The organism is Marinomonas sp. AWM4_232 (assembly GCF_056158325.1).
Window position 1 is genome coordinate 1,248,516 of the sequence record NZ_JBSWTA010000001.1, and the last position, 23,211, is coordinate 1,271,726.

22 protein-coding genes are annotated in these 23,211 nt (G+C 46.8%); 13 read left to right on the forward strand and 9 right to left on the reverse strand.

What is annotated here, in order from left to right; genetic code table 11:
* Positions 1 to 18 precede the first annotated feature (18 nt).
* Genes ACXAC1_RS05950 through ACXAC1_RS05960 form a run of 3 tightly spaced genes read left to right on the forward strand, consistent with a single transcriptional unit; the run spans position 19 to position 953 of the window.
* The gene (locus ACXAC1_RS05950; RefSeq protein ID WP_475063784.1) at positions 19 to 207 is read left to right on the forward strand and encodes an EamA family transporter; all 189 of its coding nucleotides are present in this window, start codon (positions 19 to 21) and stop codon (positions 205 to 207) included.
* 26 nt (positions 208 to 233) lie between these two features.
* Complete coding sequence (locus tag ACXAC1_RS05955) at positions 234 to 578, forward strand: DUF6404 family protein (RefSeq protein ID WP_133561147.1); 345 nt, start codon at positions 234 to 236, stop codon at positions 576 to 578.
* A 21-nt stretch (positions 579 to 599) separates the two neighbouring features.
* A complete protein-coding gene (locus tag ACXAC1_RS05960; RefSeq protein ID WP_475059861.1) occupies positions 600 to 953 on the forward strand; it encodes a putative quinol monooxygenase in 354 nt (117 codons plus the stop codon).
* A 2-nt stretch (positions 954 to 955) separates the two neighbouring features.
* On the opposite strand, the gene ACXAC1_RS05965 is transcribed toward ACXAC1_RS05960, so the two are convergent.
* The 5 genes from ACXAC1_RS05965 to ACXAC1_RS05985 all read right to left on the reverse strand — a co-directional run bounded on the left by ACXAC1_RS05965 (position 956) and on the right by ACXAC1_RS05985 (position 6,866).
* Entirely contained in the window at positions 956 to 1,834 is an 879-nt protein-coding gene (locus ACXAC1_RS05965; RefSeq protein WP_475059864.1) for a diguanylate cyclase, read from the reverse strand.
* 391 nt (positions 1,835 to 2,225) lie between these two features.
* On the reverse strand, positions 2,226 to 3,608 hold the full coding sequence (locus tag ACXAC1_RS05970; protein WP_475059867.1) for an ABC transporter ATP-binding protein: 1,383 nt from the start codon (positions 3,606 to 3,608) through the stop codon (positions 2,226 to 2,228).
* Complete coding sequence (locus tag ACXAC1_RS05975) at positions 3,605 to 4,393, reverse strand: ABC transporter permease (protein WP_475059869.1); 789 nt, start codon at positions 4,391 to 4,393, stop codon at positions 3,605 to 3,607. The genes ACXAC1_RS05970 and ACXAC1_RS05975 overlap by 4 nt, the downstream gene beginning before the upstream one ends.
* Positions 4,393 to 5,328, reverse strand: a complete 936-nt coding sequence (locus ACXAC1_RS05980; protein WP_475059872.1) for an ABC transporter permease — start codon at positions 5,326 to 5,328, stop codon at positions 4,393 to 4,395. Before ACXAC1_RS05980 ends, ACXAC1_RS05975 begins: the two co-directional genes overlap by 1 nt.
* Positions 5,328 to 6,866: an ABC transporter substrate-binding protein gene (locus tag ACXAC1_RS05985; protein ID WP_475059874.1), complete on the reverse strand. Its 1,539-nt coding sequence runs from the start codon at positions 6,864 to 6,866 to the stop codon at positions 5,328 to 5,330. The genes ACXAC1_RS05980 and ACXAC1_RS05985 overlap by 1 nt, the downstream gene beginning before the upstream one ends.
* Before the next feature lie 335 nt (positions 6,867 to 7,201).
* Between ACXAC1_RS05985 and ACXAC1_RS05990 the strand changes: the two genes are divergently transcribed.
* The 6 genes from ACXAC1_RS05990 (at position 7,202) to cyoE (ending at position 12,541) form a co-directional block, all read left to right on the forward strand.
* On the forward strand, positions 7,202 to 7,561 hold the full coding sequence (locus ACXAC1_RS05990; RefSeq protein WP_475059877.1) for a hypothetical protein: 360 nt from the start codon (positions 7,202 to 7,204) through the stop codon (positions 7,559 to 7,561).
* Positions 7,562 to 7,719: 158 nt separating this feature from the next.
* Positions 7,720 to 8,682 (forward strand): ubiquinol oxidase subunit II, encoded by a 963-nt coding sequence (gene cyoA / locus ACXAC1_RS05995; RefSeq protein ID WP_475059880.1) that lies wholly within the window; start codon positions 7,720 to 7,722, stop codon positions 8,680 to 8,682.
* Positions 8,682 to 10,658 carry a cytochrome o ubiquinol oxidase subunit I gene (gene cyoB / locus ACXAC1_RS06000; RefSeq protein WP_475059883.1) on the forward strand — a complete coding sequence of 659 codons (1,977 nt, stop codon included), beginning with the start codon at positions 8,682 to 8,684 and terminating at the stop codon, positions 10,656 to 10,658. The genes cyoA and cyoB overlap by 1 nt, the downstream gene beginning before the upstream one ends.
* Before the next feature lie 2 nt (positions 10,659 to 10,660).
* Complete coding sequence (cyoC, locus tag ACXAC1_RS06005) at positions 10,661 to 11,269, forward strand: cytochrome o ubiquinol oxidase subunit III (protein ID WP_475059886.1); 609 nt, start codon at positions 10,661 to 10,663, stop codon at positions 11,267 to 11,269.
* Positions 11,270 to 11,593 carry a cytochrome o ubiquinol oxidase subunit IV gene (cyoD, locus tag ACXAC1_RS06010; protein WP_199461859.1) on the forward strand — a complete coding sequence of 108 codons (324 nt, stop codon included), beginning with the start codon at positions 11,270 to 11,272 and terminating at the stop codon, positions 11,591 to 11,593.
* Between the two features lie 12 nt (positions 11,594 to 11,605).
* On the forward strand, positions 11,606 to 12,541 hold the full coding sequence (cyoE, locus tag ACXAC1_RS06015; protein ID WP_475059888.1) for a heme o synthase: 936 nt from the start codon (positions 11,606 to 11,608) through the stop codon (positions 12,539 to 12,541).
* A 93-nt stretch (positions 12,542 to 12,634) separates the two neighbouring features.
* On the opposite strand, the gene ACXAC1_RS06020 is transcribed toward cyoE, so the two are convergent.
* On the reverse strand, positions 12,635 to 13,627 hold the full coding sequence (locus ACXAC1_RS06020; RefSeq protein WP_475059891.1) for an NADP-dependent oxidoreductase: 993 nt from the start codon (positions 13,625 to 13,627) through the stop codon (positions 12,635 to 12,637).
* A gap of 297 nt (positions 13,628 to 13,924) precedes the next feature.
* Positions 13,925 to 14,935, reverse strand: coding sequence for a LacI family DNA-binding transcriptional regulator (locus ACXAC1_RS06025; protein WP_475059893.1), 1,011 nt, complete (start codon positions 14,933 to 14,935; stop codon positions 13,925 to 13,927).
* Positions 14,936 to 15,167: 232 nt separating this feature from the next.
* Between ACXAC1_RS06025 and ACXAC1_RS06030 the strand changes: the two genes are divergently transcribed.
* The 3 genes from ACXAC1_RS06030 to ACXAC1_RS06040 all read left to right on the forward strand — a co-directional run bounded on the left by ACXAC1_RS06030 (position 15,168) and on the right by ACXAC1_RS06040 (position 18,129).
* Complete coding sequence (locus ACXAC1_RS06030) at positions 15,168 to 16,106, forward strand: sugar ABC transporter substrate-binding protein (RefSeq protein WP_475059895.1); 939 nt, start codon at positions 15,168 to 15,170, stop codon at positions 16,104 to 16,106.
* Positions 16,107 to 16,256: 150 nt separating this feature from the next.
* The gene (locus ACXAC1_RS06035) at positions 16,257 to 17,045 is read left to right on the forward strand and encodes a TIM barrel protein (protein ID WP_475059898.1); all 789 of its coding nucleotides are present in this window, start codon (positions 16,257 to 16,259) and stop codon (positions 17,043 to 17,045) included.
* Between the two features lie 67 nt (positions 17,046 to 17,112).
* Positions 17,113 to 18,129 (forward strand): Gfo/Idh/MocA family oxidoreductase, encoded by a 1,017-nt coding sequence (locus tag ACXAC1_RS06040; RefSeq protein WP_475059900.1) that lies wholly within the window; start codon positions 17,113 to 17,115, stop codon positions 18,127 to 18,129.
* 201 nt (positions 18,130 to 18,330) lie between these two features.
* Here the strand turns inward: ACXAC1_RS06040 and dld are convergent, their stop codons facing one another.
* Positions 18,331 to 20,046 carry a D-lactate dehydrogenase gene (dld, locus tag ACXAC1_RS06045; RefSeq protein WP_475059902.1) on the reverse strand — a complete coding sequence of 572 codons (1,716 nt, stop codon included), beginning with the start codon at positions 20,044 to 20,046 and terminating at the stop codon, positions 18,331 to 18,333.
* Positions 20,047 to 20,290: 244 nt separating this feature from the next.
* Here dld and ACXAC1_RS06050 point away from each other — a divergent pair, with 244 nt between their 5' ends.
* Positions 20,291 to 21,487 carry a putative manganese transporter gene (locus tag ACXAC1_RS06050; RefSeq protein ID WP_475059905.1) on the forward strand — a complete coding sequence of 399 codons (1,197 nt, stop codon included), beginning with the start codon at positions 20,291 to 20,293 and terminating at the stop codon, positions 21,485 to 21,487.
* 80 nt (positions 21,488 to 21,567) lie between these two features.
* Here ACXAC1_RS06050 and ACXAC1_RS06055 read toward each other — a convergent pair whose 3' ends face one another.
* On the reverse strand, positions 21,568 to 23,007 hold the full coding sequence (locus ACXAC1_RS06055; RefSeq protein ID WP_475059907.1) for an NCS1 family nucleobase:cation symporter-1: 1,440 nt from the start codon (positions 23,005 to 23,007) through the stop codon (positions 21,568 to 21,570).
* Positions 23,008 to 23,211 lie beyond the last annotated feature (204 nt).

Consider the following 23,211-nt stretch of genomic DNA (forward strand, 5'->3'; position numbering starts at 1 on the left):
TTCCGGCTCGTTGACGACATCGGCGCGGCCTCAGCGTTATCGGTTACCTTTTTGGTGCCGGTCTTTGGTATCCTGTGGGGGCATTTATTTTTAGGGGAACCTGTGGGTTGGAATACACTCATAGGTACGTTACTGGTTCTCGCGGGAACCTCTTGGGTCACAGGCTTCTCTGTTACCCAACTTATAAAAAACACCCGCTCATCGTAGCGGTGAGAAATCGAAAGGAACACAACGTGGCATTTGAAGACAAATTAATGAAAGCCCATGCTGAGCTACAAGCGCAAGGCGTATGGCTATCCAACTATAAGCCTCCGATGTTTAGCTTATTACGAATGCTGGGCATTAAAGTCCCACCTCCGTACTACTTAGGCTTCCACCTAAATGCTGTGATTGCTTTCTGGTACTTTGCCATCATCATTTTCTTAGTCATGTATTTTGGCTTGCTAGGTAGCCAAGACACCATGAAAACGGCCATGGACAAGGCGGCTGTTTGGGGTGTGGTCTATGGTATAGGCATGGCAGTGTTTTATTCGGTGCGTCGTCGTAAGCTTCAGCTGAGTGAATGGTCATCACTCTAAATAATTTTATAAGGAATATTTATGTCTAGTACGGTTTATTGTGTCGCACAGTTCCTTCCAAAAGAAGGCAAAGAGCAAGAGTTGTTTGAAGTTCTACAGAGCCTTGAGCCAAATACTCTGCGTGAGGACGGTTGTCTTCAATATCGCGTGACACGCCATATCCAGAGCCCGTTTGCTGACGGTAAAAGCTTTCCGATTGCCTTCAATGAACAATGGGCAAATATGGCAGCGTTCGAAGCACACTGTCAACGCAAAGAGATTGCCGCGTTCTTCGAAAAGTACTGCCAAGCAGAAGATGGCTTAGCGGCTGACTGGAATGTGTGCATTTATACAGATGAACCAGAAGGTTTCGACGCTCCAATCTTAGAAGAATAACTTCAATTTAAGTTTTCTAAATAGATGACGCGGTTACGTCCTTGCTTCTTACCAAGGTACATCGCATGGTCCGCTCGTTCGATTAGGTTAGCGAGCGGCTCGCCTTCTGATGCAATGGCAACGCCTATCGTCACACTGATCGGTATGGTATCGCTATTCTCAATCTCAACCGGCGTATTAAAAAGTGATGCTCGAATTTGTTCAGCTAGTTCTAGAATGTCATTCGACTCACCTAAGTCACTGAACATTACAATAAATTCCTCACCACCATAGCGATACATTGATTGGTGGGAGTCTAGTAGGCTGTGAGTTTGCTGTACTAAATGCTGCAGCACTCGATCACCCATACTGTGTCCATACAGATCATTAATCGATTTAAAATGATCAACGTCCATAAATATAAGCCCCACCGCCCAATTGCCACGATTTTTTTTCGCCTCAAAGTCTTGCGTTAAACGCTGACGTAAAGGTAAACCCGTCAGGCTGTCGATCTGAGTATATTGATGAATGGCATTGGTTTTGAAGTAGGCAAGGTGCTCTAACATTGCTTCTTGCGAGGTCTCGAACTCATTCAGGTCAGACTCGCTACCAGATATCCCTTGACTAATAGGAATGGCAATGGATCGAATCGCATCATGCATTTGTTTATGAACCAGAAACAACTGCTCAGCTCTTTCAGCGTTAATGGTATAAAAAGCTATTTGATGTTGCTCTAGGAACTGACCGAACAAGCAAATGTTATGAGCATTCTCTCGCATCATATCTTCTTGTGGGCGCGTGTGCAGCACCGCACAACGCAGAATACGCCGAGACCACTCGAAGTGCGCTTGCTGCGCCTTATCTAGAGCAGATACAAAGTTTTGAAAGTCGAAAGTTTGCACACCTGTTCCATAATGTTTTTATGCTTTATAACCAACATAGTAACTTAAAAAGGCGTTTGTTTTCTAAAAAGAAGTGAAAGCAGATTTATGCTTTATCAGCAGGCTTTAACACGTTTCAGATAAAAATTTGCCCGAAGTGAAAAGCACTATCGGGCAATAAAAACGCATTTTAACCGTATCTCCAGTCACGCAAATGGACAGTATGCGAGCGAATTGCTCTTTGTCTGTAGATACATGTTAGCGTTGGAGTTGCCAAAATTTCAGACAATCCAAGTTGGCAGCGAAGTTCACTTGTTTCAAAAGCCAACTTGGTTTATCTTCAACCTCAAGCAAATGTTATATTATAACATTCTATTGTGATTGCAAGCGCTTTCCTTGTAAGACTCTGTTTTTACTGGCTTAAACTGATCACTCGATCACAGCGTTTATGAATCATGGCTGGATCGTGGCTGACCAACATCACTGCACAACCATTTTGTTTCGCAACATCTACCAGCAGCTGGCTGACTTCCCTTTGAGTAATGGGATCTAATCGAGAAGTTGGCTCATCGGCAAACAAGAACACTGGTTCCAACAACAAGGCACGCAGCATGCAAAATCGCTGCAGTTCGCCGCCAGATACCCCTTCAGAGTTGCGATTTAGCAGATCATCACTTAACCCTAACTGTTGCATCAGCGGTGCAATACGAGAACGATCAATATTATGCAGTGACACCATATCATTAAGCAAAATACGCAACGACACCGCCGAACTGACGGCCGCTGTAGGATCTTGATAGAGCTTTTGCCATTGATGCAGCGGCGCATTGCTATGGCGTTCTATTTTACCACCAAGCGCTTTATGAACACCAAGCAACGTATCGCCTAATGTGCTCTTACCGCAACCACTATCCCCCACGACACCGACCACTTCCCCTTGATGCAGGGTAAAGTTTAGATGCCCAGTAAGCGCTTGCTTACCATGACCTATGGTTAAGTCTTGCACGGAGATCAACGGTTCACCGTGGCGCATATCGCGTGTCTCATCCGCCCAATTAACAGGATCGGCATCGATCAATGCTTTGGTAAAAGGATGCTGAGGCGCATTGAGGATGTCTTCGGCATTACCTTCTTCCAGTAATTCGCCAGACTTAATCACCATCATGCGACCACCAATCTGACGAGCCACAGCAACATCATGCGTAATGGTGATCAGAGCGCCTTGTTCGGATTGCGTCATCAATTGCTCGACCACTTGGTCGCGACGGGAAACATCCAAACCTTTCGTAGGTTCGTCCGCCAATAACACTGGTGCACCACCCGCCATGGCACACGCAATGGCAACACGCTGTGCCATACCGCCAGACAGCTGATCAACCCGCTTGTGGCCGCTTTCTTGCAGCCCCTGAAGTGCCAATGTGTAGTCCGCACTTTGTTGGGCTTGAGCAGAACTCTCGCCAGCGACCAGGTGATAAGTTTGTGCCAGCTGTTGCTTAGCCCCCATTAACGGATCTAGAGAATTCCAAGGTTCCTGCGGCAGCATACTGATCTGCTTACCCCAAAACGCTTGACGTTCCTCAGCATTAACTCGCTGATCAAACAGTCGCACGTCGCCCTCGGTACGCAAACTTGTAGGTAAATTTCCCATAATGGCCTGTGCGAGCAGGCTTTTGCCTGACCCCGTTTGACCTAGAATGGTCAAACGTTCACCTTTTTGCACGGTGAGACTAATGGGCGCAAGCAGTTCAACAGAGCCCGCATGTACCGACAGATTTTCGATATGAATTAAACTCATAGTGCTTTACCTCGGCCCATTAATTGACACGCCAATACGACTAGGGCCAATGCAGCTAAGGGCTGTGCCAGCAACCAAGGTGCATCGCTGTAGTATGGAAAATGCTCGACAATCATTAACCCCAGTTCAGCCAATGGCGGTTGAATCCCGACATAGACAAAGCCCAACGACGCCATCATCAAAATGGCATTGGCGGCACCAAAAGCAGCAATGGTAAACAACTGCGGCATAATGGCAGGGAAATAATGACGTCGAAAAATATACCATTCCCCAAAGCCCATTAACTTTGACGATTGCACCGCAGGAGATTGCGTCAAACGTTGAGTGATGGCGCGACTGATACGGAAGTATTCAATCCATTGAATCAATGAGATCGCCACATACAGCATCCAAAAAGAGCCCGGCACAATCGCAGCGAAGATCAACACCAGAACCAGACCCGGCAACGCCAAAATCATAGTTACGATGCCATCCATCACTCGATCAAACCAAGGTGCTCGCGTCGCCGCAAGCACACCAGCAGTGACACCGATAATCGCAGACGTCATCACACATAAGGCTGCCATCATCAGCGATAGCTGCATCGCTTCGGCTAAACGTAGCCACATATTACGGCCAAAATGGTCGGTCCCTAGCCAGTAATCAGCATTAGGTGACGTTAAGATCTGGCTTAAGTTTTGCGTTGTGGCATCGCCCGCTTGTAGCAAAGGTGTGCACAATGCATAGGCGATCAACAGAACGAGTAACGCCAGACCTGATTTTTGCGTAGTAGAAAGAGCAAGCATTAGGCGATACGTCCTCCACGTGGGTCGAGATAATGACAGGCAATATCAACCAAGGTATTCAATACAACAAACATCACGCCCATCATCAAGGCAGCCCCCTGAATCAGGGGAATATCACGGGCAAAGATAGCGTGAGCAAGACCATGGCCGATACCAGGCCATGAAAACAAGGACTCGATCATCACCACACCTTCCACAACGGTAATCAACTGAATGCCTAAGAACGCCACCACGGGTACGGCAATATTACGGATACCGTGATGCTGGAAAGCCTGCCAAGGCGACAGCCCCTTCATGCGAGCAAATTCATAAAACGAAGAACCAAACACACGTTTGGCTTCCGTATGAATCACACGATTAGAAATGGCAGCGAGGCTTAATGCTAAGGTCAGTGCCGGCAGTACAAGGTGAGCCGGTGTGCCAAAACCCGCCACGGGAAAAAGATTCCACTCTAGGGCAAATACAATCACCGCCAGCAAACCAATCACAAACACAGGGACAGCACGCATAACCGTCGATACCGTTAGTAACGCTCTGTCTAGCCACCCTCCCCAGTAAGCACTTGCCAACCCCAGAGGTATAGCAATGATCAGCGCGATGGCCATGCCCACCCCAGCCAACAGCAAGGAGTGCCCAAGCATATGCCAAAGGGATTCCGATACTGGTGCACCACTCACCAGCGAGTTGCCTAGATTCCAGCTCAGCAGGTCAGTAAACCACTGCCAATAGGCGGATAACGCCCCTTGGTCAAGGCCCAACTCTTCGCGAACCATTTCTGCGGCACGATTATCCACCGCATCCATACCATAACGACTGGCTGCAATACGATAAGCCATATCACCCGGTAACGAGCGCATCAAAATGAAGGTCAGCGTACCGACCCCCCATGATACGGCAATCAATTGCAGCAAACGCTTCAACAACAGTTGGCGCATTATTTCACCCAAGTCAATTCATTTAGGAAGAAGCTGCGCTCATATGGATCGAAACGGAACCCTTCAAGACGCTTGTTCACCGCCGTTTGCTGAACGTAGTAAGCTACTGGAATCAAAGGTTTTTCATCATAAATAGCCTGAGCAATACGTTGTGCCTTTTGCGTGAAAACACTCGCATCGGTCTCACTTAATAGCTCTGTCAAAGTGCTTTGCACGTAACTATTTGACCAATTCATCGTGCCCCAATCACCGCCTTTAGCTTGGCCCATATCTTTGATCAAAGTTCCTAAAGGACTCGCAATCGAACCGTAGTTACGAGCGATCAATGCCGTATCCAATGAATCATCCGCATGACCTGCAGGAATGGCGCTGGAATTGGTGATATTAACGTTTAACTTCACGCCAACTTGCTTCCATTGGTCTTGGATCGCCGTCGCAACAGTAGTTAGCTCTGGGCGGTCAGCGTAAGTGATCATGTCGATTTCAAACAGTTGACCTTCTTTTTCTAACCAGCCATCACTGTTTTTCTGCCAGCCTAACCCTGCCAGCAAGGCATTTGCCTTCTCAAGGTTCTGAGACATGTCTGAGTTGGCTACATACCAGTCGCTCATGTAAGGCGGTAAGATTTGCGCCGTAGCAGATTCTGGAGAGCGCAGTACCGCCATTGCAATTCCTTGGCGGTTGAGGGCATAGCTTAGGGCTTGGCGCGCTTCAACAGTGTCTAGAAACTCTTGGCCCGCATTGACTTTCACAATCAAGGTACGAGGCAAATCGGAACGGACAATCTCTAGGTTAGGTAAGCGTTTTAGCGTTGGCACAGCGGCAGGGGCTAAGCCAAAGACAATGTCCGCTTGCCCGCTGCGGGCTTGCAAAACACGTGCTTCCGCGCGATGGCCTGTTGAGTAACGAGCGTATTCGATTTGTGCTTTTTGTCCCCAATATTGGTCAAATTTTTCTACTACTAGTCGATGAGGTACAGTCACTTCGTAGACAGAGAACGGCCCTGTTCCAATTAATTGCGTCGCAACATTGTCCTGTCCATACGCCTCAGGTGCTAAGATCGAGCTCGCATAGTTTGCTAAGATCGCTCCCAATGGCTGGTATGCTTGGGTTAGTTCAATGTCGATTTGGTGGTCACTGACTGCTTTAATGGCTTGAACAGGAACGCCCTGCCAAGCACCTGGCTTCTCTTTGGCGATATTCAATGCCGCTACCACACTGGCTGCTGTCATCGGCGTGTCGTTGTGGAAAACAACATCGTCGCGCAGCGTCAAACGCCAGCGTTTACCTTGCTCTAGTATCTCCCAGTCACTCGCTAAACCAGCCGTTAATGCGCCTTTTTCATCAACGTTTAGCAGCGTTTCCAGCACCTGCATACGCGTAAAGACATAACCGCTACGGGAAGGATCTATGCTTGAGAACTCAAATGCCGCATTGATCTTAACGGTATTTGATTCGGTGGGAGCAGCGTTCAAATTCAAAGCCGTGAACGTTACTAATGAAAGCAGGCCAAGCTTACGGGCGTTAAGATAGCGCATAAAAAAGACAGTCCTTAAATAAATCAGTTATTTAAGGCGCAATGTTACGATATAACATTATTATTGAGAATCCTTTTTATTTAATTTTCATCATGAAAGATTCTCAAGTAGAGATCGCTCATAAACACCAATTATCGAATAAAAACGGCTTATTTATGAATCCCAAGCAGGTTGCCATAAGATATGCGAAATTTAAGGTGGAGAGATTGCGAACTAATGTGTACAATTTTCGGTCGAAATTCTGATTTATGTCATAATTGATCAAATGTTGAGCAATTATGGTCTGTCACAGGTCAAAAAGTAGGTATCCAAACGTGGATGTGAAGCAAACCAGCATGATGAGCAATCTTGACGAACTGCGCCAGCCTCTTCAGTCTATGAAGTGGGCGGCTCGTTTGAACGCGTTTGTTTTAGCTGTGGTTGCGGTCAACTTAATTATATTCCCGCTAGGCGGCGCTTACGACCCAAGTGACTTTTTCCAAACGGTTTTTAAAGACCTCCCTCTTATCTCCCTGTATGCCTTTTTCGGCATTATCAGCCTCTTTGTGTTTGTCTACTGGTTGCTTATGCCCAGTGGACAATTTGTGTTGCCGAAAAAAAACCGACGCAACATAAAGCCACCTCGTCAGGTGGCCATTCGACAAGTCTGCCAACGTGCGGTTTTAGCTTGTCGCGCACCCCCAGTTTCTGCTTAAAGAGTTTGGTCGATCATTTTTTACTCATCCGAGTGAATCATTGATCACGTACTCTTTGAGTACAGACTTAACTCCTCCGCGGGAAAGTTACCGGCCTGAGCCGGTCTGAAATCCTGTCATCGTTTCGATGTCAGCCTACGTCAATCTAGGGTTAGAGGATGAATCTCTTGTTAACTCGTAACTTAAGTAAAGTCGCTTTGGCAGCACTAGTAGCTCTACTAGCTGGTTGTCAGGGTGGTGTGCTTGACCCGAAAGGACAAATCGGTGTTATGGAGAAGGAGCTGATTATCACAGCGACTATCCTAATGCTGCTTGTTGTGGTTCCGGTGATTCTCATGACACTTTACTTCGCATGGAAATATCGCGAAGGTCGTGGTGAAGCATATGAACCAAAATGGTCACACTCCACAAAAATTGAAGCCGTAGTATGGATTATTCCAATTATCATTATCGCGATTCTTGGTGTAATTACTTACAAATCAACGCATGCGTTGAATCCATACAAGCCAATCGAATCTGAAGAAGAGCCAATCACTGTTGAAGTGGTTTCTCTTAACTGGAAATGGTTATTCATTTACCCAGATCTTGGTATCGCAACGGTAAATGAGTTGGCATTCCCAGCGAATGTTCCTGTGAACTTCCGCATTACTTCAGCGGGCACAATGAACTCGTTCTTCATCCCACAACTAGGTAGTCAAATCTACTCTATGGCAGGCATGGAAACGAAACTTCACTTAATCGCTGATGAGCCGGGTACTTTCAAAGGTATCTCTGCAAACTACTCAGGACATGGTTTCACTGGCATGCAATTCGAGACAATTGCAACGCCAACACGTGAAGACTTCCAAGAGTGGGTTGAAGGTGTGAAAGCTAACGGTGAAGCGCTAACAACTGAGCGTTATGAAGCGCTTGTTGAGCCAACTGAATACCACCCAGTTGAGTACTTCGGAACGGTTAAAGACGGTCTGTTCTTTGACATCATCTGGGAATACATGGGCGACATGGGTCGTATCGAATTCTACGGTAAGCCTGAATACGGTGCACAGCTTCCTGAGGGCGTAATCTTGCCTCAGCGTGAGCGTACAAGCACTTCCCATGAGTCTGAGGAGGCATCTCACTAATGAATCTTCTAGGTAAATTGTCTTGGGACGCGATCCCACATGACCCAATTGTCCTAGTTACCCTTGCTATTGTAGCAGTCGGTGGTGCGGCATTATTCGTATTCATGACGCTAGCAAAGAAATGGGGCTGGCTATGGCGCGAATGGTTGACGTCTGTTGACCATAAACGCTTGGGTATCATGTACATCATCCTAGCGCTAGTAATGCTTTTCCGTGGTTTCGCGGATGCCATTATGATGCGTACGCAGCTTGCTGTAGCAACGAACGGTTCGGAAGGTTATTTACCGCCGCACCATTACGACCAGATCTTTACGGCACACGGTGTCATCATGATCATCTTCATGGCAATGCCATTTATGATCGGTTTGATGAACATCATCGTTCCACTTCAGGTCGGTGCTCGTGACGTTGCATTCCCATTCCTGAACAACCTATCTTTCTGGTTGGCAGTATCTGGTGCGTTGCTAGTAAACATCTCTCTAGGCCTAGGTGAGTTCGCTATGACAGGTTGGGTAGCTTACCCACCATTGTCAGGGCTTGAATTCAGCCCCGGAACCGGTGTGGATTATTACATTTGGGCATTGCAGATATCGGGGATCGGTACAACGCTAACAGGTGTTAACTTCTTGGTTACTGTACTTAAGATGCGTGCACCTGGCATGAAGTTGATGGATATGCCTATCTTTACTTGGACTTGTACATGGGCCAACGTATTGATCGTAGCATCTTTCCCGATCCTGACTGCTGCACTAGCAATGCTAACGCTTGACCGTTACTTGGACTTCCACTTCTTTACTAACGACCTAGGCGGGAACTCGATGATGTACATCAACTTGTTCTGGGCATGGGGTCACCCTGAAGTGTACATCCTAGTACTGCCTGCATTCGGTATGTTCTCGGAAATCGTATCGACCTTCTCAGGCAAGCGATTATTCGGTCACAAGTCAATGATTTATGCCTCCGGCGTTATTTCACTGCTAGGCTTTATCGTATGGCTACACCACTTCTTTACCATGGGTTCAAGCGCGAACGTTAACGCATTCTTCGGTATTATGACGATGATCATCGCCATTCCGACAGGTGTAAAACTGTTCAACTGGTTGTTCACAATGTACAAAGGTCGCATCCGTATGGAAGTACCTATGTATTGGGTAATTGGTTTCATGATCACCTTCTCAATCGGTGGTATGACAGGTGTACTACTTGCGATCCCTGGTGCAGACTACGTTCTACACAACTCATTGTTCCTAATCGCTCACTTCCATAACACGATTATCGGTGGTGCAGTATTCGGTTACCTAGCAGGCTTTGCGTTCTGGTTCCCGAAAGCAATGGGCTTCCACCTAGATCCAAAACTGGGCAAAGTGTCTTTCTGGTGTTGGTTCATCGGCTTCTTCCTAGCGTTCATGCCACTTTACGTGCTTGGATTCTTAGGTATGACTCGCCGTCTAAACCACACAGACAACCCAGATTGGAACGTTTGGCTTTACATCGCAGCAGTGGGTGCGTTTGTAATCGCTATTGGTATCGGTGCGTTCGTTCTTCAATTGATTCTTGGCTTCAAGAACAAAGACAAGAACTTGGACAAAACTGGTGACCCATGGAACGGCCACACTCTAGAATGGTCTCTAGCGTCTCCTCCACAGTTCTACAACTTTGCTAAATTGCCACAAGTTGAAGACTTGGATGCGTTCACTGACATGAAAGAGAAAGGCACTGCTTACCAGCGTCACGCAAGCTACGAGCCAATCCACATGCCAAGCAACACCAATGCTGGTCCGATCATGGGTCTTCTAGCTACAGCTATGGGCTTTGCATTGATCTGGCACATCTGGTGGTTAGCTGGTGCAAGCTTCATCGGCTTGATCGTTGCCTTCATCTGCCGTGCTTACGCAAGTAATACTGATTACTACGTACAGCCTGATGAAGTAGCACGTATCGAGAATGCACACCTAGATAACGTGGCGAAGGGGTAATCATGAGTACTTCTGCAACTGCGCATCACGATGCGCACCATGACGAACACCACGATACCGGGCGTAACACTACGTTAGGTTTCTGGATTTACCTGATGACTGACTGCATTCTGTTCTCGTGCTTCTTTGCGACGTACGCAGTACTGTTCATGAACACTGCAGGTGGTGTCTCTGGTAAAGATATTTTTGATCTTGATCTGATCGCTGGCGGTACGGCTGCTCTATTGTTGAGTTCGATTACATTCGGCTTCGCAATGATCAGCGCATACAAAAAGAACAAAGGCGGCACGCTACTTTGGTTAGCTGTGACGTTCTTGTTTGGTGCAGCCTTCATCGCGATTGAGCTTTACGAATTTAATCACTTAATCCATGCGGGTCACGGACCAAGCACAAGTGCGTTCCTTACAGCGTTCTTCTCGCTAGTTGGTTTGCACGGCTTGCACGTAACTGCAGGTCTGCTATGGATCACAGTTATGTTTATCGATGTTGCTAAACGCGGCCTTCAAGACCGTACTGTAACTCGCTTAGGCTGCCTAAGCTTGTTCTGGCACTTCCTAGACGTAATCTGGATCTGTGTATTCTCTTTCGTCTACCTAATGGGAGCTATGTAAATGAGTCAACATGATCACGATGCACATTCTCACGGTAGCGTAAGTTCTTACGTAGTAGGCTTCGTACTATCCGTAATTTTGACTGTGATTCCATTTTGGGCAGTAATGACAAGTGCTTTTGATCGCGCAACGCTGTTCGCAATCATTGTTGTAACGGCGGTTGTACAGATCGTTGTGCACCTTAAGTACTTCTTGCATCTAAACTTCACGAAAGAAGGCAAGATCGATACTTTGTCATTCATCTTTACGGCTATCGTTATCGTAATGGTTGTAGCTCTATCCATTTGGATTATCTACGAATCTGTTCTGATGATGATGTACTAGGCGAAGAAGCGTATGTTTAAGCGGATCTCATCGTCGTCAAAACCAGAACAACATAGTGTGTTTGACCGTTACCTTAAGGTAACCAAGCCGGGCATCATTATGGGTAACTTGATCTCCGTGGCGGGGGGGTACTTTCTCGCCGCTCGCGGTGACATCGATTGGCTGCTTATGCTGGTGACAATCATTGGATTGTCACTAGTGGTAGCTTCTGGTTGTGCGATCAATAACTGCATCGACCGCGACATTGACGCCAAGATGCAACGTACTCGCAACCGCGTAACAGTTACCGGTGAAATGTCGCTTAAAGCGGCGTTAGCACACGGACTGGTACTAGGCGTGGTCGGGTTTAGTTTACTTGCGTACTTCACGAATGAAGTCGCTGTGTTCTTCGCAGCATTTGGCTACTTCGTGTACGTAGGTCTTTACAGCCTGTACTTTAAACGCAATTCGGTTTACGGCACGTTGATCGGTAGTTTGTCTGGCGCAGTACCACCTGTGGTAGGTTACTGTGCGGTCACCGGTCAGTTCGACGCAGGTGCGGCGATTTTGTTGGTAATGTTTAGTATTTGGCAGATGCCTCATTCTTACGCCATTGCCATCTTCCGCTACAAAGACTACGCAGCGGCAGGTATTCCTGTATTGCCAGTGGCTCAGGGCATTCAAAAAGCGAAGCACCACATTGTGTTGTGGATCGCTGTTTTCGCTGTAGCGAGTGCCATGTTGCCTTTAACTGGTTACGTAGGTGTGGGCTTTATGGCCGTTGCTGCGTGCACTAGCCTTTGGTGGCTAGGCATGGCGGTAAAAGGCTATCGTGCGGACATTGATGTGAACCGTTGGGCACGCCAAGTGTTCTTTTTCTCCATCATCACCGTAACGGCCCTCAGTATTACCATGTCGTTAGACTTTCGTGCGGTAGCCCCTGACTACTTAGTTATGCTGACACACTAAGTCTCTTTTGCTAGAAGAATCAAAAATGCCCCACAGGGAAACCTGCGGGGCATTTTTATGAGCACAAGACAGTTTTTCTAAAAGACTTTCATCCTAAAGCTCGACGATCAGTTTACCCTGATTTTCACCGCTAAAAAGTAGGCTTACCCCCTCAGGCGCTTGATCCAACCCTTTAAGGACGTGTGCTCGATAGGTTAACTCACCATTCGCAAGCATTTTACCAAGCGCTTGACCATATTCGCCGATTCGATGGAAGTGATCGGGCATAGTAAAACCTTGAATGCTTAGGCGTCGCTTGATAACCCCCACCCAACTTGGCCCAGGTGCAGGTTCTGTCTTATTATAATCTGCAATCATGCCACAGACAGCGATTCGTCCATGGGCATTCATACGTTCAAAAATTGGCGTTTGCGCAGTACCACCCGTATTTTCAAAAAATAAGTCTATACCTTGCGGAGTAGCGTCTTGCAGCTGACGCTCAAAATCTGTGTCTTTATAATTAAGAGCTTTATCAAAGCCCAATGTATCCGTCAGCCAGTCGCATTTTTCCTGTGAACCTGCCACTCCCACAACGGTCAACCCTTTATTTTTTGCCATTTGTCCAACTAATGAGCCGACAGATCCAGCTGCAGCAGTAATGGCTATAGTTTGCCCCGCCTCAGGTTTAAGCACCTCGAATAAGCCGTGATAAGCCGTAATGCCGGGTAACGCAATGACACTCAAAACGGCATCAGCAGAAACCTCTTCTGGAATAATATTTAAATTCTTTCCATCGCTAACAGCATACTCCGTCAGCCCCATTAACCCCATTACTCGAGTGCCTACTGGTAAATGATCTAGTTTCGATTCAACGACATAACCTATACCACTGGCACGCATTGTATCGCCTAAGTTAACAGGGGGAATGTAGCTGTTCTGATCAGCACTCATCCAGCCACGCATTGCTGGGTCCAAAGACACATGAGTCAACTTGATGAGCACCTCATTTTCTTGAGGAGTGGGAATATCTTGATTAACCTTCTCAAACATATCAGCAGAAATGCACTCTGTTGGACGTTTAATAAGCTTTAGCGATTGATACGACACGGTTCGGTCTCCTCTATATTCATGTAATTCAAACAGAATAGAGATTCTTAGGTATCAAAGTCACCCTTTAAACTACGGTTGCCATTGTTTTACACGTTTCCCTCGCATTTCATATAACAACTTAGGAAAACCTTGGTGAAATGATCTCTCATTGCATATAGGGGAGTTACTGATTTCATTTTAGCCTTATGAGAACGCAACCTGTAAGTCCATGCCCATTGCAGTCAAAGGATTGGCTGCCAGAATGGATTCCACCCAATACCTGTGGCAATCATTCATTTCAGCAGCCTTTTACGTTTATGGGGTAAGAATATGTGAAGACCTTAAAATAAGCTCACCACTAAAACGTTTTAGCTTAGGGCTTTCTCCTAACATTGCCGCCACCGTTTCTTTAATAATGGTATCAATAGGCGGTGCATAGGTGGTGAGTTGGTAACTGTTACTGGCAGCATAAGGCACGTCGTCAAAACCAACCACAGCAATCTCTTGCAAACATTCATAAGTACGCATTGCGTCAAGTACCCCAAAGGCAATGGCATCATTCTCACAAAAGATCGCATCTACTCGTTTCGGCTTATCGGTATCGGCCAAATAACGCTCAAAAATAGAGCAGGCCAAAAACTGATCATAGTTATCACAATGAAAGGTTTGCGTTAGCGAAATACCGCTTTGCTTGAGCTTTGCTTCAAAACCCTCTTGGCGTCGAACAAAGGTTGACACACCAGGGGGGCCACCAAAATAGGCAAAACGTTTGGCCTGTTGCTGTAGCAATAACTCGGCGATCTCCTCTCCTGCCGCATAGTCCTCTGTTGTGAATACGTATGGCTCTGGGAGATCACAATCTCGAAAAGCAATGACGATTGGGATCCGTTTAATCTTGCTGATCACAGAAACGAAATCATCGGTAAGAGTCGCTCCCAAAAAGATTACACCATCACACTGAAGCTGATCTGCATGCTCTACTAGCTCAGAGACGCGTTGATAGTGCGTGACGTTTAGTACAACGGCTCGCAGCTCTTGCGCCTGAAGTTCAGCCGTTAAACGATCTAATAACTTGGAGACATTGTGATTAATAAAACAATCTACAACGACAGCAATCAGACCTGTTTTTTGAGTTGATAAGCTTCTCGCTATCAAATTGGGGCGATACCCTAATTCATCAGCCGCCTTGAGAACTCGCTCACGTACAGACTCGGAGATTGATTTTCCTGGAGTTAAAGCGCGCGAAACAGTCCACCTTGAGACACCTGCACGCTCAGCAACATCTACAGATGTTACCTTGTTTGGTTTGGAACTAGATTGCTTCATAACAACTTATTATTGTTGTGACCATGATGAGTTATTTTGACATTCTGATACGCGCTTCACCAGCTTTCCATTCAATTAAATGTAAATGTATTTTCCCGACAAACAAAAAATGGAAAAAATATTCTAAAAATAAGGTTGACTATTTTTTGCTCTCGCGTGCATACTTTCCTTGTTGGACCTTGCACGCGAGTGCAAACAAACAAAAAGCTAAATATGCTAGGAGAATAAAAATATGAAGAAACTAGTTCTATCCACTGCACTTGCTACAAGCCTACTAAGCACGAGCGCGCTCGCCTCTGATTTACGTATCGGGGTTTCAATGGCCACTTTTGATGATAACTTCATCACCCTTCTACGAAATGCTATCGAAGAACGTGGTGGTGAGCTGGATGGCGTTGAGCTTCAAGTAGAAGATGCAAAAAACCAAGTGGGTACTCAGCTTAACCAAATCCAAAACTTTATTGCAGCGGGTGTCGATGCCATCATTGTAAGCCCTGTTGATACGGATGCGACCGTTTCAATGAGTGATGATGCTCAAGCAGCAGATATCCCGCTAGTCTACGTAAATCGTCAACCAATCAACGTAGATTTACTTCCGGATAATCAAGCCTTTATTGCCTCTAACGAAGTCGACTCAGGTACATTACAGACTAAAGAAGTTTGTCGTCTGATGAATGGGCAAGGGGAAATCGTCGTACTGATGGGGGCATTAACCGATCAGACTGGTATACAGCGCACACAAGACATCTATGACGTATTAGAAACGGATGAGTGTAGCGGTATAAAAATTGTTGAGAAACAGACAGCTCTTTGGCAACGCACCATGGCGAACGATATTATGACAAACTGGTTGTCAGCAGGCGTTGAATTTAGCGGCGTTATTGCTAACAACGATGAAATGGCAATCGGTGCTATTCAAGCGATGAAAGCTGTGGGTAAAGAGATGGATCAAATTGTTGTAGCGGGTGTTGATGCTACCCAAGACGCACTACAAGCGATGCGTGAAGGTGATCTCGACGTAACAGTTTTCCAAGATGCCCATGGTCAAGGCGCTGGCTCGGTTGACATTGCAGTCAAACTGGCGCGTGGCGAAGAAGTCCCACAAAAAGTGTGGGTGCCATTTGAACTTGTAACCCCTTCTAATATGGAAGATTACGCCTCGCGTAACTAATTTTTCATACCAATTTGCACTCGCGTGCAATATGGGCAGTAGGTCATTGTCTACTGCCCACCTCGAAACCTTTAGGCGGTTCCATACCGCCTCTTTTTTCGTGGCCGAACGCTTTACACGTAACACCTACTTACTTAGAGATCAAACGATATGAGCCATCAACCTTTTCAATTGGCTGCCTGCGCAGAAATGCTTTGGCGTGACCAACCAATAGAATGGCGCGCCTCACGCCTACATGAAATGGGCTTTGGAGTTGGGCTATGGAATTGGCCTGACCACGACCTTCAAAAGCTAGAGAAAACAGGGGCAACATACACCATTATGAATGGTTACTTAGAGGGTCGCCTAGCAGATGATGAAGGGGCTGAAAAACTACTGCAGTCCGCGGCAGAAACCATCACTGTTGGTAAACGTTTAGGCGTACAGCGCCTTAACCTTCATGGCACAGGGCTAGGTGATGGCGGTATTCCAATTTGGCAACATGAGAATGTCACTGGAGCGATGTGGTTAAAAGCTCAGGATACTCTGAATCGTATTTGTGACCTTGCTGAAAAAGAGAACGTTGTGTTCACTCTGGAGAATTTAAACCTGCTGGACCATCCAGGTTGTCCATTTGGTAGTACCGAGGATGTCTTAGCCCTCGTATCCGCGGTTAATCGTCCGCAACTGCGTATCAACCTAGACCTTTATCACACTCAAATCGGTGAAGGTGATTTACTGCGCTGGTGTGATAAGTGTCTCCCTTGGATTGGAGAAGTACAAGTGGCCGATAACCCAGGTCGATGTGAGCCAGGAACTGGCGAAATTAACTACGCTGGTGTAGCAAAAGGTCTTTACGACATGGGCTACCGGGGCCCCGTCGGTATGGAGGCCTTCGCTAAAGGTAATGACGAAGCAGCACTCGAAGCCTTCCGCTCTGCCTTTACACTAGACCTTTAATACGTTTAGCCAACGCAAACTTTGCCAGCGTTGGCCACTTCCAATGGTTAAAAAAGAGATAACAAAAATGAGTAAGAAAACTGCCAATCTAGTTCTTGTCGGCGCAGGTCGTATGGGTTCTCACCATGCAGAGAATGTTGCGTTCAAAATGGCTAATGCAAACCTATTTGGGGTGTTGGACATGAACCTCGACGGCGCCAAAGCATTAGCAGAAAAATTGGGTTGTGAATACGCTACTGATAGCCAAGAGGAGATCGCCAATCATCCTGATGTGGATGGTGTAATCATTGCCTCACCAGCGCGCTTTCATGCCAGCATTTCCAAATACTTTATCGAGCATGGCAAAGCTGTATTCTGTGAGAAACCAGCAGGACTGACTCTAGCAGAGATAGAGGACGTTAGTGCTGCCGCTAAGAAAGCGGGTGTTGCATATCAAATTGGCTTTAACCGCCGTTGGGATCGCGCTTTTGCCGATGCTAAAGCAGCCATTAACGCTGGTGATATTGGTGAGCCACAGCAACTGCGTTCACTAACTCGTGATCCAGGTCCATGGGGGGGTGACCCATTCAAGATTCCTACTTGGACAATTTTTTACGAAACACTGATTCATGACTTCGACACCTTATTATGGCTTAACGAAGGCGCCAAAGTGACCGAAGTACGCGCGATGGCTGACGCCCTCGTTCGCCCAGATGCGAAAGGTCATGGGCACCTTGACGCAGCAACCGTGACCTTACGTTTTGATAACGGCGCCATGGCCGTAGCAGAAGCCAACTTCTGTGCCATGTATGGCTACGATGTGCGAGCAGAAGTACTTGGCTCAAAGGGCATGGTGCAAATGGGCGATGTACGCAAAGCCAACATGACATTGTTCAATCAAAATGGCGCAGAAGACGCCACATGGCGCATGGACTCGCACATCTTTGCGGAAGGTTACACGGCACAGGTTCGCGCCTTTGTGGAAGCAATCTTAACGGGCGAGCAAACAGGTCCAAATGGCAACGATGCACATCGCGCCCTCGCCGTTGCTCTAGCGTGTATTGAGTCAGTGCAAAGCAACCAGCCAGTCGCGACTGACATTTAAGCATCTTAAAGCTGTTTTAATAGGTGTGAGCCCCCTCAAAAATTGGAGATTTGAGTTAACTCCTGAATGATCTGCTAGACGATTACCTGATTTTGGATTTGCGCTGACGCGTCGAGGGACGAAGACAATGCGCAAGCAAATTAAAAGCAGGTAAGTGTCCACCAAAGAAAAGCCCGCTTCGATTGAAGCGGGCTTTGTTTTTTAGGCTTCCCAGTTTTTCTTTTTACTGGTCTTACCGATACCAGCGTTAAAGCTGTTAGTCGGGTCAATTTTCTTATAGAACGAGCTTAAGCTTTCTTCCGCTGCGTACTCATGGCCGACGTTATGCTCCGCTGGGTACTTCGCACCACGAGCATCGAAGGTTTCCAAAATCTGCTGCTTCAGAGCCTTAGCATCCACACCTTGTTTAAGAATGTAGTTTTGGTGCATGACGTGACAGAAGAAGTGACCGTAGTACATCTTCACGGCAATCTGCTCATCAATCTCAGGTGGTAGTGTTTCGTACCAGTCGCGTTCGTTACGTGGGAAAGCCACGTCGATGGTCATGATTGAACCAAGGTTTTGCGGTTTGTTTTGAATCAGGTGGAAGCGGCTTAGTGCACCACCGGCTACGAAACGATGCAAAATGGCTTGTTCCGCTTCACGCTCAGTACACTCAAAGAATCCACCTTTGCCTGGGTTATCTTGGAAATATTGCGTCAAATAAGCACGCGCTTCGTCGACCCCAGCATTTGCCGTTTCAATAATCCAATGATGATCATACTGCTTACGGAATGACTCCATGCGCTCAGGCAAGTGGTTCGGGAAAAACTTACTCATAAACTGCAAAGCACGATCTGAGAACTGCTTAGGAATGAAGCTAAACTTCCCAGAAATACGATCCACCGTTCGCTTCACCGCAAACAGCTTTGGCATGTATTTGGTGCCCAGTTTGTCGATCACAAGGAAAGTATCCTTGCCGTATTCTTTACTCAGGTCATAACAGGTTTTATGCATGTATTCGCCAGAGACAGGAATATTGTCGAACTGAGACAGCATATGACGACGGATATCTTCCATCACACTTGGGTCGTTGGTACCCATGTAGAAAACTTGCTGTTTTTCCGGGATCGGGAAAGTGTCCATACGTACCGCAAACACGGCCAATTTACCGGCACAACCCGCCGACTCATGTAGACGACGCGGATCGGCGTTAAAGCGTGAAGGCGTATCCGCATCCACGTCTCGCACACGCTGTTCATACTCCACATCTGACGCACGCTGTTCCGTGTCCAACACATCAGACTCTTGGTAACGTTTGTGCTCTAGATTGTGTAAGATTTCTTCTGGAGAATTGCCAAGCTTAATACCTAGGTGATTCACCAGTTCCAGTTTGCCATCTGGCGTAACTTCCGCGTACAAAGACATTTCTGTGTAAGCTGGACCACGCTGAACCAAGGCACCACCTGAGTTGTTACAGATACCACCGACAATCGACGCACCGATACAAGATGAGCCAATCACTGAATGAGGCTCGCGACCGTGAGGCTTTAAGTCTTCTTCCAAGCCAAACAAAGTACTGCCTGGTAGACCAATGATCTGCTCACCGTTTTTGATAATCTGAACGCCATCCACTCGCATAGTGCTGACAACCACCACTGGGCGGTCATAATCACTGCCACTTGGTGTTGAGCCACCCGTTAGACCGGTGTTCGCCGCTTGCATAATGACGATGACATCAGCGTCAACACACGCCTGAAGCACATGCCAGATCTCAACTAGACTGCCTGGACGGACTACGGCATAAGCGCCGCCGCTGCCAAAGCGAAAGCCTTTACAGTAAGGCGCTTTCTTTTCTTGATCGGTGTAGATGTACTTAGGCCCAACAATCGCCGCTAGGGTTTCGGCCAGTTGGTTAGGGGAATGTTCTGCGTTCATGAATTTCAATACCACTGCTTAGTAAGTCGAAGATGCTCTATGGATGAATAAGGCTTATCTTTTTAATAGGGGTGTGCCAACAACGTCAACATTGTACTACTTTAAAGGCTTTTTTGTGCGATCGATAATCATCTCTAGCTATATGTGAACTAGAAAAAGTTGATAGAAGCCACGAAAAGCTTTGACTATATGCATAATATCGATAATCATTATCATTACCATATGCAAATAAAGCACTTCAATCATGATGGCCACTATTAAGCTCACTAACCCACATTCGTTACTGCTCGTTATGTCTAATAAGCGAGCCATCATACCTCTGCTAGTCGGCTGCCTCTGGCTGGTTCCAGGGCTGCAATCCACTATTAGCAGCGTTCTATCCGAAGCGTTTATACAAGTCTCTGCATTCGTCGCAGCCACGTTAGCCATCTACTACGGTATTAGCCACCATCTAAATACTCTAGGACTGCAGAAATGGATTAATAATAAGCCTTACCGAGAAGTATTGTTCGCTAGCCTTATGGGGGTATTACCTGGCTGTGGAGGCGCCATTGTTATCATCACACAATACACCAAAGGCCAAATTCGCTTCGGTGCGGTGGTTGCTGTACTCACAAGTACAATGGGAGACGCAGCGTTTTTATTGGTCAGCCAGCGTCCCCAAGATGCTCTGATCGTTTTGCCTTTATGTATGGCTGTTGGGGTAATATCTGGATTGTTCACCAACCGCTTCCTGCCTTCACCGCCATTAGCCATGCCCTCAACTAATGAACAGAATGGGGACACTACCGCAACGTCAAAACCCTCGCTGCACACGATAGATATTTTGATCGCGAAACTAAGCATTGTCTTCTGGTGCGTCTTGATTGTTCCTATGACAGCGGTGGCATTACTGGTCGCCATGCAGTATGACGTCAATGGTCTTATTGGATTGCCAGAGCATAGTATCGAGACACTTGGAGCCATGGCAGGTTTTAGCTGTTTGTTGCTTTGGGCGCTGTCTGCCAAAAGCGACCGCTACTCAGAATTGACTAGGGAGAACGCCAATGAGCTTCCTAAACATTGGCTCAGGAAAGTAGCTCAGGACACTCAATTTGTGACCAGCTGGGTGGTGCTCGCATTTATCGCTTTTGAGTTGATCATGCTCGCTGGTGGTGAAACGATATTTGAGTTTCTGCACACTTGGCAAAGTGGTTCCATTTTAGTCGCAGCACTTATTGGTTTGCTACCGGGGTGCGGTCCTCAGATCCTTGTGACCAGTTTCTATATTCAAAACACCATCCCTTTGTCGGCTCTCATCGCTAACGCCGTCAGTAACGACGGCGATGCACTCTTTCCAGCCATCGCTTTAGCACCGAAAGCCGCCTTTTTAGCGACCCTTTACTCATTTATCCCCGCACTGATCGCAGGCTATGGCTTTTATTGGCTGGTTGAAATGTAAAAAAGCCTGCTGATTCGAAGAACGCAGCAGGCAAACGAGGCAAGGTCAGTCATAGGGACAACAGACCTTTTTTGAAGCAATTAGCTTTGCTTGGCAAGGTCTAAGCCGTGCAAGGCGACGCGCTCAGGCTCCATTAGATAGCGGTATAAGAACGCTGCGGTGAAGCCGCCGATAAACAGTGCGTAGTTCGCCAATGCGGTGAAGACGAAGCTACAGAAGATGGCGACGATACCGGCAATCACTAGAGCGTAGACACTTTTCTTATTGATACCGTTGTCGTACCAGTAAATGCCCTGCTCAGATTCTGTATACAGGGAATCGATATCGATTTTGCCTTTCTTAATAAAGAAGTAGTCAACAATGATAATGCCGTATAGCGGGCCAATCATGGCAGCAAGCACATCAACCGTGTAATGAATCACTTCTGGGTTATTAAATAGGTTCCAAGGCATTAGCAGCACCGAACCAAATGCTGCGATAAAACCGCCCGCTTTGAAGCTGATCTTCTGTGGCGATACGTTAGAGAAGTCGAACGCTGGTGCGACGAAGTTGGCGACGATGTTGATACCCACGGTCGCGAAGATAAAGGTCATTGCGCCCAATACGGTGATCATACCTGAGTCGAGGCGACGTACCGTTTCTACTGGGTCCGTGATCATTTCACCAAACACCGGAATCGATGCAGATACAATCACCACGCTGAACACTGAGAACAAGATAAAGTTGAATGGCAGGCCAAGTAGGTTGCCGAACTTCAATTGCTTGTAACTAGCACAGTAGCGCGAGAAGTCACTAAAGTTCAGCGTTGGCCCTGCAAAGTAGCCCGCTACCAGCGCAATCGCAATGATCATCTGCATGATGGCATCCATACCAGAAAGGCTGGCATCGCCTAGAGTAAAGCTAATGTTTTCCCAACCTGCTAGGTTCACCATGTACACACATAAGGCAAACATCGCCACGTAAATAGCAGGGCCAGACCAATCGATCACTTTACGGATCATGTCCATACCGAACATGAAAACAATGCCTTGTAGGATCCACATAGCAGTGAAACCAATCCAGCCAAGGTAAGAAAGACCAAGGAAACTATCGTCTGCCAGCGTCGCCATACCTGGGAAGAAATACAACAGCAAAATAATGAAAGAGCTGGACGCTAGGAAGGTTTGAATACCGTACCAAACAACTGCGATCAAACCACGAATCACCGCAGGGATATTGGCACCAAAGACACCAAATGACATACGAGCGATCACAGGAAAGGGGGCACCTGCTTTTTGTCCAGGTTTGCCCATTAAATTAGCAAACACCAAAACAATCGAGATACCGACCAATAAGCTGATAAACACTTGAATGCCATTTAACCCTAAGGCAAATAGACTGGCAGCAAATACATACCCCCCAACGCTATGCACATCCGACATCCAAAACGCAAAAATACTGTACCACCCCCACTTTTGCTGGGTATCAGGCTTTAAGTCCTCATTACTGAGCCGTGGGCTCACCGGTAGTTGTGATTTCATCCGCAGGTTCCTTTTGTTTAATTGTATACAATCGTTGAATACAATTTATATGCCAACTCATCAGAACCCAAAACCACACATCTTTTCTCCAATTTAAGCGATAAAACATTCAAATTATGCCCCAAAAGGTAACACGCAAAGCATTAAAAGCCTCATGATTGTGCGCAATTTAATGACCACTAATTAAAGATGCTGAAACATTAT

Bases quoted from the DNA above. Each gene is read 5' to 3' on its own strand.
- ACXAC1_RS05975 (WP_475059869.1), bottom strand. From the start codon at position 4,393: ATGCTTGCTCTTTCTACTACGCAAAAATCAGGTCTGGCGTTACTCGTT.
- cyoE (WP_475059888.1), top strand. From the start codon at position 11,606: ATGTTTAAGCGGATCTCATCGTCGTCAAAACCAGAACAACATAGTGTG.
- cyoA (WP_475059880.1), top strand. From the start codon at position 7,720: ATGAATCTCTTGTTAACTCGTAACTTAAGTAAAGTCGCTTTGGCAGCA.
- ACXAC1_RS05980 (WP_475059872.1), bottom strand. From the start codon at position 5,328: ATGCGCCAACTGTTGTTGAAGCGTTTGCTGCAATTGATTGCCGTATCA.
- ACXAC1_RS05960 (WP_475059861.1), top strand. From the start codon at position 600: ATGTCTAGTACGGTTTATTGTGTCGCACAGTTCCTTCCAAAAGAAGGC.
- ACXAC1_RS06030 (WP_475059895.1), top strand. From the start codon at position 15,168: ATGAAGAAACTAGTTCTATCCACTGCACTTGCTACAAGCCTACTAAGC.
- cyoC (WP_475059886.1), top strand. From the start codon at position 10,661: ATGAGTACTTCTGCAACTGCGCATCACGATGCGCACCATGACGAACAC.
- ACXAC1_RS05985 (WP_475059874.1), bottom strand. From the start codon at position 6,866: ATGCGCTATCTTAACGCCCGTAAGCTTGGCCTGCTTTCATTAGTAACG.
- dld (WP_475059902.1), bottom strand. From the start codon at position 20,046: ATGAACGCAGAACATTCCCCTAACCAACTGGCCGAAACCCTAGCGGCG.
- ACXAC1_RS05990 (WP_475059877.1), top strand. From the start codon at position 7,202: ATGATGAGCAATCTTGACGAACTGCGCCAGCCTCTTCAGTCTATGAAG.
- cyoB (WP_475059883.1), top strand. From the start codon at position 8,682: ATGAATCTTCTAGGTAAATTGTCTTGGGACGCGATCCCACATGACCCA.
- ACXAC1_RS06040 (WP_475059900.1), top strand. From the start codon at position 17,113: ATGAGTAAGAAAACTGCCAATCTAGTTCTTGTCGGCGCAGGTCGTATG.
- ACXAC1_RS06025 (WP_475059893.1), bottom strand. From the start codon at position 14,935: ATGAAGCAATCTAGTTCCAAACCAAACAAGGTAACATCTGTAGATGTT.
- ACXAC1_RS06050 (WP_475059905.1), top strand. From the start codon at position 20,291: ATGATGGCCACTATTAAGCTCACTAACCCACATTCGTTACTGCTCGTT.
- cyoD (WP_199461859.1), top strand. From the start codon at position 11,270: ATGAGTCAACATGATCACGATGCACATTCTCACGGTAGCGTAAGTTCT.
- ACXAC1_RS05970 (WP_475059867.1), bottom strand. From the start codon at position 3,608: ATGAGTTTAATTCATATCGAAAATCTGTCGGTACATGCGGGCTCTGTT.
- ACXAC1_RS06035 (WP_475059898.1), top strand. From the start codon at position 16,257: ATGAGCCATCAACCTTTTCAATTGGCTGCCTGCGCAGAAATGCTTTGG.
- ACXAC1_RS06055 (WP_475059907.1), bottom strand. From the start codon at position 23,007: ATGAAATCACAACTACCGGTGAGCCCACGGCTCAGTAATGAGGACTTA.